At 43.7% G+C, this 12,890-nt stretch carries 9 protein-coding genes and 1 pseudogene; 5 read left to right on the plus strand and 5 right to left on the minus strand.

What is annotated here, in order from left to right:
- Positions 1-126: 126 nt before the first annotated feature.
- Positions 127-378, plus strand: a pseudogene (locus tag FTT86_RS07055) (leucine carboxyl methyltransferase); the annotation flags it as partial.
- Between the two features lie 28 nt (positions 379-406).
- Here the strand turns inward: FTT86_RS07055 and FTT86_RS07060 are convergent.
- Positions 407-1,744: an alpha/beta fold hydrolase gene (locus FTT86_RS07060; RefSeq protein ID WP_005103184.1), complete on the minus strand. Its 1,338-nt coding sequence runs from the start codon at positions 1,742-1,744 to the stop codon at positions 407-409.
- Positions 1,745-2,066: 322 nt separating this feature from the next.
- Here FTT86_RS07060 and FTT86_RS07065 point away from each other — a divergent pair, with 322 nt between their 5' ends.
- From FTT86_RS07065 to pta, 3 genes are all read left to right on the plus strand, one after another.
- On the plus strand, positions 2,067-3,332 hold the full coding sequence (locus FTT86_RS07065; protein ID WP_180087120.1) for a glutamate-5-semialdehyde dehydrogenase: 1,266 nt from the start codon (positions 2,067-2,069) through the stop codon (positions 3,330-3,332).
- Between the two features lie 451 nt (positions 3,333-3,783).
- Complete coding sequence (locus tag FTT86_RS07070; RefSeq protein WP_180087106.1) at positions 3,784-5,004, plus strand: acetate/propionate family kinase; 1,221 nt, start codon at positions 3,784-3,786, stop codon at positions 5,002-5,004.
- A 55-nt stretch (positions 5,005-5,059) separates the two neighbouring features.
- Positions 5,060-7,198 carry a phosphate acetyltransferase gene (pta, locus tag FTT86_RS07075; RefSeq protein ID WP_180087107.1) on the plus strand — a complete coding sequence of 713 codons (2,139 nt, stop codon included), beginning with the start codon at positions 5,060-5,062 and terminating at the stop codon, positions 7,196-7,198.
- A gap of 231 nt (positions 7,199-7,429) precedes the next feature.
- Here the strand turns inward: pta and FTT86_RS07080 are convergent, their stop codons facing one another.
- On the minus strand, positions 7,430-7,669 hold the full coding sequence (locus tag FTT86_RS07080; RefSeq protein ID WP_004729548.1) for a DUF2171 domain-containing protein: 240 nt from the start codon (positions 7,667-7,669) through the stop codon (positions 7,430-7,432).
- Between the two features lie 775 nt (positions 7,670-8,444).
- On the opposite strand from FTT86_RS07080, the gene FTT86_RS07085 reads away from it, so the two are divergent.
- Positions 8,445-9,971 (plus strand): fumarate hydratase, encoded by a 1,527-nt coding sequence (locus FTT86_RS07085; protein ID WP_004278405.1) that lies wholly within the window; start codon positions 8,445-8,447, stop codon positions 9,969-9,971.
- Between the two features lie 67 nt (positions 9,972-10,038).
- Here FTT86_RS07085 and FTT86_RS07090 read toward each other — a convergent pair whose 3' ends face one another.
- The 3 genes from FTT86_RS07090 to clpP form a co-directional block, all read right to left on the minus strand.
- Positions 10,039-10,755, minus strand: a complete 717-nt coding sequence (locus FTT86_RS07090; protein ID WP_180087108.1) for a DUF2846 domain-containing protein — start codon at positions 10,753-10,755, stop codon at positions 10,039-10,041.
- A gap of 170 nt (positions 10,756-10,925) precedes the next feature.
- On the minus strand, positions 10,926-12,236 hold the full coding sequence (gene clpX / locus FTT86_RS07095; protein WP_180087109.1) for an ATP-dependent protease ATP-binding subunit ClpX: 1,311 nt from the start codon (positions 12,234-12,236) through the stop codon (positions 10,926-10,928).
- A gap of 29 nt (positions 12,237-12,265) precedes the next feature.
- Positions 12,266-12,871, minus strand: coding sequence for an ATP-dependent Clp endopeptidase proteolytic subunit ClpP (gene clpP, locus FTT86_RS07100; protein ID WP_004647427.1), 606 nt, complete (start codon positions 12,869-12,871; stop codon positions 12,266-12,268).
- Between the last annotated feature and the right edge of the window lie 19 nt (positions 12,872-12,890).

The raw sequence follows: 12,890 nt of genomic DNA on the forward strand, positions 1-12,890 counted from the left end.
GACTGTCTGCTAGGGACAGCTGCCCTGTTTGTTTCCATGCCATGTCGGTGTCTTTTGTTATGTGGTTGATTATAAAGCATTATATCATTTTAACGAACTTTTGTGTATCTGTTCGTGCAAAGGTTTCAACTAGCGAACTTTATCTGGAGCAGTAGCCGTCTGCTTAAATTCATGTCTCGCAGTGCGTTTACCTTCCATTTTAAATCCCCTCAAGAACTACAGCACTTTTTTCAAGATGCAGGATTTGACCAGGTTGAGGTACAACAACCACAACGTTATTTTGCCGAGCCTCATCAGCCAAACCCGACTCATGAACAGGATGAACATTTAGGTGATCTGGTCTGGATGATTCATGCCGTGAAAAAAAACAGCGTTTAAGTACGCTGTTTTTTAATGCTGCTGTTTTTTAAATTGCTGCATCAAATACTTCAGTTTGTGACAGTACTTTTTGCATTTGTACAAAGCGTAATAAGCGTTCTGCAACTTCAAAACTGCCATGTTTGAATAAAGCACGCAGCTGAGTATCATCCTGTTCAAAGATCAGGCACTCAATCTGAAATTCCCCAACTTCATCTTCCAGATGCAAGGCCAGATCACGTGGATAAGCTGTTGCGCATACTGCCTGTTCTACATCTAACTCCAGCAATACCCCAAAGAAATTCATGTCCACGATCTCTGCTTTTAAAATGAGATCAGAATGACGATGACTGAGGAAACGCTGTGAATCTTGCACCTGAATCCGCTCTTCACCGCGACGTTCAAGCTGCTGTATCTGCTCAGGGCTAAACGGAATAATTCCCGGCAACTGATCGACCGGTTCATCACGTAAGAAGGTTGCAAACAGATGCATGGTTTCTTTACGACGTTGTAACTGCGGTACATGATCGGCGCCTGCAATTTGTACATACTGCATATTCGGACATTGCAGGGCAAAATTGGCATTCTCATGTGGCAAGGTAAAACTGTCATATTGCCCACATGCCACCAGCACTTTGCACTGTGGAATCGGCACATTGGTCAGACGCAATAAACGGTTGCAATTGATATCATAACGATCCTGTTCGGTGGCCGTAAATTCCGCCATCTGTTTAAAGAACAAACGCTTTGCAGTCGGTGACATCCGGGTTTCTGTTAAACGTGCATGATTCACCAGGTACAAAATGACGGCCTGACCAAATTCATCCATACGCTGTTCTTTCATTAGATGCAAAGACTCTTCCAGCAGCATCCGCCAGCTTTTACGGGTTTTCTGCATCACACCCATCAGGATCATCCGATCGACCAGTTCAGGACGCTGATCTGCCAAACAGGAAGCCACCACTGAACCCAAGGACATGCCTAGAATTGCCACTTGCGGCAGCTGCATCTGTTCCAGCCAGCGCCCCAGCATCGCAGCAAGGTCTTCAAGCTCCAGTGTTCCGGCAGACAGCCCCGTATCGACATTACTAATCTGCTGGTTGGCCCCCATGGACGGTAGGTCAATCAGAATGATGGGACCTGCATCAAAAAGCTGTTCTACACAGTATTTGTAGGAATTAAAATTCTGGAAAGCTCCCCCAATAATCACCATGGGTCTTAAATGTAAGGTATCCGGACGGGCGATCGCCATATATTCGATTTTCCAGCCCTCCATCCAAGTCGTACGTGGCGGCTGCTTAAAACTGTGCTTATCATAAAGATCAAAAAAGCCCTTATGGCTAGGTTGTTCCAATACATGGGCATCCATATGAATGATGGAATTCATATTCCTTTTCCTCCGTCCTTGCCTTATTTTTATTGTGCAAGTCATGCTTAACAGATCTTATATTTCAGGCACATTCCGGTGTGCCTGAACACGCATCCTGCTCTTTAATAGTTATAAATGACATCAATGTCGCGTGTTTCATTCTATACAGAGCTGCTTTTCACAAGCAACCGCTTGATTGACCACTTATCTGCTTTTAAACAGAAAACAATTTCAAAATGTTTAGAAGTCTGCGAAAACGGATGATTTTTAACAGATGGGCTTCATTGTGCAGCAACAGGCTGTTAATATCGAAATGAAATTTCTAAGTGATCAAACCGCTATGCAAGAGTCTATTGAACAATACATGCAAACGGTAGGACAGCAGGCACGCCAGGCTTCTCGCATTTTGGCTCGCGCGTCCACCCAAACTAAAAATAATGCGTTATCCGCTATTTATACGGCTTTGGAAAATAGCCAGGCTGCTATTTTGGCTGCTAACCAGAAAGATATGACCAAGGCGCATAACAACAATCTGGACTCAGCCCTGCTTGATCGCTTAGAACTCAACCCCGCACGCTTTAAAGGTATGTTACAGGGCCTTAAAGATGTCATTGGCTTGAAAGATCCGATTGGTGAAATTAGTGATATGGCTTATCGCCCATCCGGGATTCAACTGGGCAAGATGCGTGTGCCTTTGGGTGTGGTCGGCATGATCTACGAGTCACGTCCTAACGTCACGTTGGAAGCTGCATCACTCGCACTCAAATCAGGCAATGCCATTATTTTACGGGGTGGCTCAGAAGCTCTGGAATCAAATCAGGCCATTGCTGTCGCGATTCAGCATGGCCTGAAAGTCGCAGGCTTGCCTGAGGCTGCCGTACAAGTGGTAAACACGACTGACCGCGCTGCTGTTGGCCAGTTGATTACCATGACCGAATATGTGGATGTGATTGTGCCTCGTGGCGGCAAGAGTCTGATCGAACGGATTACCGAGGAAGCACGTGTGCCGGTCATTAAACATTTAGATGGCAACTGTCATGTCTATGTGGAAGCTCAAGCAGACTTGTTAAAAGCCTTGCCGATTGCGCTCAATGCCAAAACCCATCGCTATGGCGTATGTAATGCCATGGAAACCCTGCTGGTCGATGAAAAAGTCGCTGAAGAATTCTTGCCACGCATCGCGGAGCTTTACCAAGAGAAAAAAGTCGAACTTCGTGGTTGCCGGGAAACCCAGCGTATTCTTGGAGATGCAGTAATTACAGCCACTGAAGAAGATTGGTATATCGAGTATCTGGGTCCTATTCTGGCGATCAAAGTCGTTTCTGGTATAGAAGAAGCCATTGAGCACATTAACAAATATGGCTCGCATCATACTGATTCTATTATTACAGAAAACTACAGTCTGGCTCGCGAATTTCTGGCGGGTGTAGATTCAAGTTCGGTCATGATCAATGCCTCTACTCGTTTTGCAGATGGTTTTGAATATGGCTTAGGCGCAGAAATCGGAATTTCGACCGATAAAATCCATGCTCGTGGCCCAGTCGGTCTTGAAGGCCTGACTTCGCAGAAATGGATTGTCTTTGGCGATGGTCAGATTCGCCAATAAGTATTCAGATCGCTAACTTAAAAACAGCCTCATTTATGAGGCTGTTTTTTTATGGACAGAAAAATTGACACTGAAATAGATGGATTAGAACCTTCGGGTCATTTTATTGATGAATCTCTTTATAGAATTGTATTTAGAAACAATATTTGCCTTTTCAGGCGCTAAACTAAAAACCAATCTGTTCTAAAATTAAATTTAAGCAGAATTGAGTATTCTTATTGATTATATTTTCAGCATCATTTTATTTATAAATGAAAACTATGAACTGATAAATTTTAGTTATTATTGTTAAATCGGTCGATAATGCTTAAGTCTAATCTGCTAAAGTCTATCTAGGACAGAAAAAAAACAAATGTTAAAACATATTCATTGATCTGGATTGCTGCTTCATTGTCCGCAATTGGGTCAAGCAAATGGACGAGAATTTTAATTAAAAATTGGGTAATCAATCGTGTCTAAATCAGTATTAGTTATTAATTGTGGCTCTTCTTCAATCAAGTTTGCATTACTTCTTGAGGAGCAGAATTTCCGTATTCATGGTTTAGCTGAGAACTTAGGCACAGAGAATGCTCGCATTAAAGGCGTGACGGTTGGCAATGAGCCGGTCGATATCCACATTCCATTTGCTGACCACAAAAAAGCACTCGAAGTCGGTCTGGAACGTCTGGCCAACTACCGTCCGGATGCGATCGGTCACCGTGTCGTACATGGGGGCAGCCTAACCAAAGCTGAACTAATCAATGACGAGATTATTGAAAAAATTCGTGAAGCAACGCCGCTTGCACCATTACACAATCCGGCACACCTGATTGGTATTGAAGCTACCAAACGTTTATTCCCGGAATTACCACAGGTTGCGGTATTTGATACTGCCTTCCACCAAACCATGCCAGCGCATGCTTATCGTTATGCCCTACCGAAATTCCTATATACCGCCCATGGTGTACGTCGCTATGGTTTCCATGGGACTAGCCATGCTTATGTTTCAGAGCGTGGTTCTGAACTGGCAGGCAGTTTTAAACAAGGTGGCTGGTTAACTGCTCATCTTGGCAATGGTAGCTCGACCTGTGCCGTTTGGAATGGGAAAAGTGTAGATACCTCAATGGGTTTAACTCCACTGGAAGGCATTGTTATGGGCACACGCAGTGGCGATGTTGACCCAAGTCTGCACAGCTTCCTGGCGAAAAACCTGGGTTGGGATATTTATAAAATTGACAAGATGCTAAATAGCCAAAGTGGTCTTTTGGGCTTGTCTGATCTGTCCAATGACATGCGTACCCTGATTGAAGCTTCAGAACAAGGCAATGAAGATGCTGCACTAGCAATTGAAGTATTCTGCTACCGTTTAGCTAAATCTCTGGCAGCGTTGAGCTGTGGTCTGCCACGTCTTGATGGTCTGTTCTTCACTGGCGGTATTGGTGAAAACTCAGCATATATCCGTGAAAAGACCATGACTTACCTGCCTCATTTCGGTTTCAGTCTGGATAAAAACGCCAACAATGAGTTGAAACGCGGTACCGAAGGCCGAATCGATTCAGGCACAGGCCCTCAAATCTGGGTAGTGCCAACAGATGAAGAAGGCCGTATCGCCCAAGAAGTTCAAAGTGTTGTTGAACTTGAAGTGGAGCGAAATACTGCAAAAAAGTCTAAAGCTGAGGCAACGCCTGCATAAGCAGGCTTGGCTTCTTTTTTCACTGATTTTTATTATTCTGCGACTGACATAACTTATGAAAACAATTTTATTGGTTCCCACGGGGGAAGGCGTAGGCTTAACTTCTGCATGTTTGGGCCTGATTTATGCACTGGAATGCCAAGGGGTAAAAGCTGGTTTCCTGAAACCTTTTGCCCAGGAATTGAATGAAATCGAAGACCGAACCACGGCTTTGTATCGTCATATTTCTCAAAGTGAAACGGTGGAACCCATCCGTTATAGCAAAGTCTTGCAGCAGATCAATCTGGGTGAACAGGATGAATTGCTTGAAGAAGCGGTGCGTCTGCATCGTCAAATTGCTAAACAGCATGACCTGATTATTGTCGAAGGGCTGTTGCCAAATACTCAGGACAGTTTTGCCGATGATTTGAATGCTTCACTGGCACAAGCACTGGATGCCAAAGTTATTGTCGTCAGCAATGCCAATATTCAGCAGCCAAGCCAAACCGCAGATAAAGTTGAACATCAGCTGCGTAATTTTGGTGGCGCCAGCTCTACCCGTCTGGCAGGTATCATGTTGATGCGCACCAAGGGTCTGCCTGAAGAATCTGCGCAGATTCCTGTCACGCTGAATCCAGATTTACGCCTTAAAGCTGAAACCGCCGAATTTATTACAGCTATTCAGCAGACGCATCCGCATATTGGTTCTGAAAAATTGCCAGTGATTGGCTTGGTGCCTTTCAGTAAAACCTTAAGTGTGCCACGCATGTCTGATCTGGCTGCCCATATTTCTGCTTACTGGATTAATGAAGGCGAAGCCAAACAGCGCCGTGTGCAACACAGTAGTCTGATTTCAGCCAATATTGAACATGAACTACATAAATTCGTGGCTGGCGAATTAATTATTAGTGCCTCTGACCGGATTGACGTATTACTGGCAAGTAGTCTGGCCAGCAGTAATGGGATTCCTTTGGGCGGTCTGGTGCTGACTGAACATCAACAGCCAAATGATCATGTACTGGAATTCTGCCAGGCTGCCATCAAGCAAGGTTTACCGATTTTACATACACCACTCAGCACGTTTGAAACCGCACAAAAACTGGCAAATCTCAGCAATGAAATTCCAGTGGATGATACCGAACGTGCAGATCAGGTGACACGTTTTGTTTCAAGCCATATCAATCCGGAATGGCTGAATCAAATGTTGAATGGTTCTTATAAGCCACGTCTGTCACCTTCCGCTTTCCGTCATGAACTGGTACAGAAATCGATTGCTGCGAAAAAACGTATTGTACTGCCAGAGGGTGATGAACCGCGTACCGTACAGGCTGCGGCCATTTGTCAGGCGCGTGGTATTGCACAGTGTATTTTGCTGGCCAAGCCTGAAGCTGTGCTAGAAGTAGCCAAAGCTCGCGGTATTGAATTGCCTGAAGATCTGGAAATTCTTGATCCGGATCTGGTGCGTGAAAACTACATCGACAAGATGGTGGAGCTGCGTAAAGGCAAGCTCAACGAACTACAGGCCCGTGAACAACTGCAAGATACAGTAGTACTTGGCACCATGATGCTGGCGCTGGATCAGGTTGACGGTTTGGTGTCAGGTGCAGTGCATACCACGGCGAATACGGTACGTCCTGCTTTCCAGCTGATTAAGACTGCTCCGGATTACTCACTGGTATCTTCCGTATTCTTTATGCTGTTGCCAGATGAAGTCTATGTGTATGGTGACTGTGCGATCAATCCGGACCCTGATGCAGAACAGCTGGCCGAAATTGCAATCCAGTCCGCCGATTCTGCCAAAGCCTTTGGTATAGATCCACGCATTGCCATGATTTCCTATTCGACAGGAACTTCGGGTACTGGCGCTGATGTGGAAAAAGTCGCGGAAGCTACACGCATTGCCAAAGAACGTCGTCCTGACCTGTTGATTGATGGGCCATTACAATATGATGCAGCATCGGTGGAAAGCGTGGGGCGCCAAAAGGCACCTGATTCACAAGTGGCTGGACGTGCCAATGTATTTATTTTCCCGGATCTGAATACCGGTAACACGACCTATAAAGCGGTACAACGTGCTGCCAATGTAGTCAGTGTCGGGCCAATGCTGCAAGGCTTGAATAAGCCTGTGAATGACCTGTCGCGTGGTGCCTTGGTCGATGACATCGTGTTTACCATTGCCTTAACCGCGATTCAGGCCGAGCAGCAAGAAGCTTAATACTTCTTGAATTTAAGTTTTCCAAACCATCTGATTGAAAAATCAGGTGGTTTTTTTATAAAAAAACACTCATAGCTTCAATAAATTCAGCACGCGATCATTATCTCGTTTTAATAAACAATAAAAATGCCAGTCTTTCGAACTGGCATTTTCAACGGTTACTCATAAAGTCTGTGACATAAAAAATTAAGCTGAAGCAGCCCTGCTTTTCAGTCCACTAACTTTAATTTCTTATAAGGTAGTCCACTCTTTACGTACCTCTTCCGCAGTTTTATTGAGCACGACGCTATCGTCTTTGATTTCACTTACCCAACTCAAGGGAATCAGATGATGCTCATTATTTTCATCATCACTTCTTGTTAATTTAATTGAATCCTGACCTTCTAAATGGTCCACCTTCCCGACTTGAGTACCACATGAAGCAATGACTGAAGCATGTTCTTTAATATCACTTGCATTAAAATTGTTCATTCTACTTGCCTGTTTCTAGAAGTTGAGAGAAACAGTCTAAGCAATAAAAAATGCCGCATGTGTAAGGGTTTTCAGGCTTTGAGTTTTTCTGGGTTAAAAATGTAAATGGTCAACATGGCTTGAGTAAGCTATAGGAGAGATGCTTTTTAAATTTGAGTTTTCAAATATTTTTATAACTGGATTCGAAGATTTGAAGATTTGAAGATTTGAAGATTTGAAGATTTGAAGATTTGAAGATTTGAAGATTTGAAGATTTGAAGATTTGAAGATTTGAAGATTTGAAGATTTGAAGATTTGAAGATTTGAAGATTTGAAGATAGGTTAATTCTTTGAGGTCTTAAAATAAAAAGGAAGATAAAGCTTAGGCTTGATCTTCTTTCTGACCGTACATCCAAGTTGCAGCGATATATACACAAAAACCAGCTGCCATCAAAATACCTGTAACCATTGTTAGGATCTCCCGTTTCAATAGCTGCATTATGTAAAAGTTTTATGACAGTTATATGACAATCTGGTTTTTTATTAAATTTAAAATAATTAATAAAATTCAATCGCTTAATACGGAATAAGCAAAATTATGCGTATTTTTTATCTGAAATATGACATTGAATATGACAACTTGCTGTCATATTTGACCCATGGAATAGCTAAAGTCCTTGCTCAGATTGCTTAAACTATAAACTTTCGGCCAATGCTCGCCCAAAATGCCCACAACCCGATTCTTTTGTCTTATAATTTAGCCCGCTAGCTATCAGCCCGCTCAAGAGATATTTGTATGACAACTATTATCAAGCAAGATGACTTGATCACATCAGTTAAAGATGCGCTTCAGTTCATTTCTTACTATCACCCACAGGACTTTATCCAAGCGATGAGCCGTGCGTATGATCGTGAAGAGAACAAAGCTGCTAAAGATGCGATCGCACAAATCTTAATTAACTCACGCATGTGTGCAGAAGGCCACCGCCCAATCTGTCAAGATACCGGTATCGTCAACGTATTTGTTGAAGTGGGCATGGACGTTAAATTCGATTTAACCATGAGCCTGGATGATGCAATCAATGAAGGCGTACGTCAGGGTTATTTAGAAAACTCGAACGTGCTTCGCGCATCAGTTCTGGCTGATCCTGCATTTGGTCGTAAGAACACCAAAGACAACACTCCTGCCGTGATTTACCACAAGCTTGTGCCTGGTAATAAAGTAGATATCACTGTGGCAGCCAAAGGTGGCGGTTCAGAAAACAAATCTAAACTAGCAATGTTAAACCCATCTGATTCAATCGTGGATTGGGTACTGAAAACTGTTCCAACCATGGGTGCAGGCTGGTGTCCACCAGGTATGCTGGGAATCGGGATCGGTGGTACTGCTGAAAAAGCCATGATGCTTGCCAAAGAAGCATTGATGGAAGAGATCAACATGGACGAATTGCTTCGTCGTGGTCCACAAAGCAAAATGGAAGAGCTTCGTATCGAAATCTTCGAAAAAGTAAATGCTTTGGGTATTGGTGCACAAGGTCTTGGCGGTTTAACCACTGTACTTGATATTAAAATCAAAGATTATCCATGTCATGCTGCAGGTAAACCAGTTGGTATGATCCCGAACTGTGCTGCGACTCGTCATGCACACTTCCAGTTAGATGGTACAGGTGTTGCACATATTCAAGCACCTAAACTTGAAGACTACCCTGCTGTGACTTGGGATTCTTCATCTTCTAAACGTGTTGACCTTGACACGATTACCCAAGAAGAAATGAATAGCTGGAAACCAGGCGATACACTTCTTCTTAACGGTACAATCTATACAGGTCGTGATGCTGCACACAAACGTATGGTCGACATGCTGAACAACGGTGAAGAACTTCCTGTTGATCTGAAAGGCAAGTTTATCTACTACGTTGGCCCTGTTGATCCAGTCGGCGACGAAGTTGTAGGCCCTGCTGGCCCAACAACGGCTACGCGTATGGATAAATTTACGCGTCAAGTTCTTGAAGCAACTGGCATGTTCGGCATGATCGGTAAAGCAGACCGTGGTCCTGCTGCCGTTGAAGCCATTAAAGACAACCAGGCAACTTACCTGATGGCTGTCGGTGGTGCTGCTTACCTCGTGTCTAAAGCTATTCGCGAAGCTGAAGTGGTTGCCTTTGCTGACCTGGGTATGGAAGCAATTTACAAGTTTGTGGTAAAAGATATGCCGGTATCTGTAGCGGTTGATGTGAATGGTACTTCTATTCACGCGACTGCACCTAAAATCTGGCAAGCAAAAATTGGTAAGATTCCAGTAGTTGACGCTGCTGCGGGCTAATTAAATCTGTATAAAAAAGCACCCATTCAGGGTGCTTTTTTATTATATTTTCTCAATAAAATGTCAATTACCAAGTCCGCGGATCCCAAAGTTTAAAAGGTGCTTCCAACTGTACATCTAATGATGGATCATAAGCAGTCGGTTCAATTTTTTGGGCTTTTTTACGAATCTGGCCTGTTTCCTGATCTTGTGCCACGAAGTTAAAACTGTCTGATTTTAGCTGAGTAAAAGCAATTTCATTCAGGCCAACTTTTTCCGGCATCAGCATGAGCGGCCCGGAAACACTCCGGCGTGTACTGATATTCTCTTCATCATATTTAATAAAATAAGACTGTCCCGCTTCGACAGTAAAATCCAGATATTTAGGTTTCTGGAAATGCAGCGCGCCTAGCGGTCGACTGGTACTCAAACGATAGGTCCCTGCAGGCACTTCAATCCAGTAATAATGGTTGTGCAATAAGCTTGGAATATGTTCTTGATTGATAAACAGGCTGGCAGCGACAATTTCCTGACGATTCCATCTAGAATCGGGCCGGTATAAATATACAATAGCGGCTTCATCATGCTGTGGTTTCACCGTCTGAAACTGGTTTCCCTGCTTTTGATTGACCCAACCGCCAATGGTAAACATACCGATACGATGCTGCTCGACAAAGCCCGGTTTTTTTTCAAGATCGATATTTTTTAAAGTGCTGAGTGGCTGTGTAGGCTCAACGACGGCTTTCTTACCATGACACCCCAGCAATGCCAAACTGCTGATGAGTACAATTGCGACTCCACGCATGCTTATCCCTCACTGCGTCTTTATTCTTTTGTATGCAAGTGCTTTGCGATTTGTTTTTTATAAGTTTTAGGCATCCACGCCTAGTGAATCAGATTAACACCGAGCTTTATTTTTGGAAATAAAAAACGTGCGAAAACACGGAGTTTTCGCACGTTTCGGACGAATAGCAATTAAGCAGATTTGCTATTTACCACCTTTAAATCTATTTTTGTTGCTGTCTCTTGCTGATCATGTGGCTGACGCTTGGCACGGTATTCCGGCTCTGCCTCACCTTTAATCACAGCTTCATTGATGACGACAGTGCCGACATCGCTACGGCTTGGCAAGTCATACATGGTTTCCAGCAATGAATTTTCCAGGATCGAACGTAAACCACGCGCGCCTGTATTACGCTCAACTGCTTTCTTAGCCACTGCGCGTAATGCCGATTCTTCAAAAACCAGATCCACATCTTCCATATCAAACAGATGTTGATACTGACGGGTTAACGCGTTCTTCGGCTCAGTCAGAATCTGCATCAGTGCTTCTTCATCCAACTCATCCAAAGTGGCAATGACTGGCAAACGACCAATAAATTCTGGAATCAAACCAAATTTTACCAGGTCAGTTGCTTCAACTTGACGGAACAAGTCAGACAGCTTCTTGGTTTCATCTTTTTTACGCACTTCTGCAGTAAAGCCGATGCCACCTTTTTCCTGACGCTGCTGTACAATTTTCTCAAGTCCTGAGAATGCACCACCACAGATAAACAGGATGTTCGAGGTATCAATCTGAATGAATTCTTGCTGCGGATGCTTACGTCCACCTTGTGGCGGAATTGATGCAACCGTGCCTTCAATCATTTTCAATAATGCTTGCTGAACGCCTTCACCCGATACATCACGCGTGATGGATGGGTTTTCAGACTTGCGGGTAATCTTGTCGATTTCATCGATATAGATAATCCCCTTTTGCGCTTTTTCGACATCGTAATCTGCTTTTTGCAAAAGCTTCTGTACGATGTTTTCTACATCTTCACCCACATAACCGGCTTCGGTCAGTGTCGTTGCATCTGCCATGGCAAATGGAACATCAAGAAGACGTGCCAGCGTTTGTGCAAGCAAGGTTTTGCCCGATCCTGTCGGACCAACCAACATAATATTACTTTTTGAAAGCTCGACTGAATCATCAGCTTTCTTGCCATTATTTTGCACTTTCAAGCGCTTGTAATGGTTATAAACCGCAACTGACAAGGTTTTTTTCGCGACGTCCTGACCAATCACATATTGATCCAAGGCCGCACGAATTTCATGCGGTTTCGGCAAAGGACGATTGGCCCAGTCATTGGTTTCCACCTGCTGACTGGTTTGAACCAAATCTAAGCATACGTCCACACATTCGTTACAAATGTATGCGTCCTCGCCTGCAATCAGCTTCCCGACTTCAGACTGCGTTTTACCGCAAAATGAACAATGCTTTTGTCCTTGAGGATGTTCGGACATATTTACTCCACTATCTCAATCTTTAAAACTTATGGACGTTTAGTTAAAACTTCGTCCACAAGACCGTATTCTTTCGCTTGCTGAGCAGTCATAAAGTTGTCACGGTCTGTATCACGTGCAACTTTCTCGTAATCCTGACCGCTGTGTTCAGCCATTAAACGGTTTAAACGTTCTTTAATAAACAGGATTTCACGTGCATGAATTTCAATATCTGAAGCCTGACCACGGAAACCACCCAATGGCTGGTGAATCATGACACGGGCATTTTCAAGGCAATAGCGCTTGCCTTTGGTACCGGCATTCAGCAGGAACGCACCCATTGATGCTGCCTGACCCATGCAGTACGTTACGACATCAGGTTTGATAAACTGCATGGTGTCATAAATCGCCATACCCGCAGTTACCGAACCGCCTGGTGAATTGATATATAGATGAATATCTTTATCTGGATTTTCCGCCTCTAAAAACAACATTTGCGCAACGATCAGGTTCGCCATGTTGTCTTCAACTTCGCCCGTCATAAAAATTACACGTTCACGCAAAAGGCGTGAATAAATATCAAAAGAACGCTCACCACGAGAGGATTGTTCTACCACCATTGGCACTAAAGCGTTTTCAATCGTTGGAACATACATACGTTTATTTATTCCTAAA

The organism is Acinetobacter sp. YH01021 (genome assembly GCF_013420255.1).
GTDB lineage: Bacteria > Pseudomonadota > Gammaproteobacteria > Pseudomonadales > Moraxellaceae > Acinetobacter.

Bases quoted from the DNA above. Each gene is read 5' to 3' on its own strand.
- FTT86_RS07060 (WP_005103184.1), bottom strand. From the start codon at position 1,744: ATGAATTCCATCATTCATATGGATGCCCATGTATTGGAACAACCTAGC.
- FTT86_RS07065 (WP_180087120.1), top strand. From the start codon at position 2,067: ATGCAAGAGTCTATTGAACAATACATGCAAACGGTAGGACAGCAGGCA.
- pta (WP_180087107.1), top strand. From the start codon at position 5,060: ATGAAAACAATTTTATTGGTTCCCACGGGGGAAGGCGTAGGCTTAACT.
- FTT86_RS07080 (WP_004729548.1), bottom strand. From the start codon at position 7,669: ATGAACAATTTTAATGCAAGTGATATTAAAGAACATGCTTCAGTCATT.
- FTT86_RS07085 (WP_004278405.1), top strand. From the start codon at position 8,445: ATGACAACTATTATCAAGCAAGATGACTTGATCACATCAGTTAAAGAT.
- FTT86_RS07090 (WP_180087108.1), bottom strand. From the start codon at position 10,755: ATGCGTGGAGTCGCAATTGTACTCATCAGCAGTTTGGCATTGCTGGGG.
- clpX (WP_180087109.1), bottom strand. From the start codon at position 12,236: ATGTCCGAACATCCTCAAGGACAAAAGCATTGTTCATTTTGCGGTAAA.
- clpP (WP_004647427.1), bottom strand. From the start codon at position 12,871: ATGTATGTTCCAACGATTGAAAACGCTTTAGTGCCAATGGTGGTAGAA.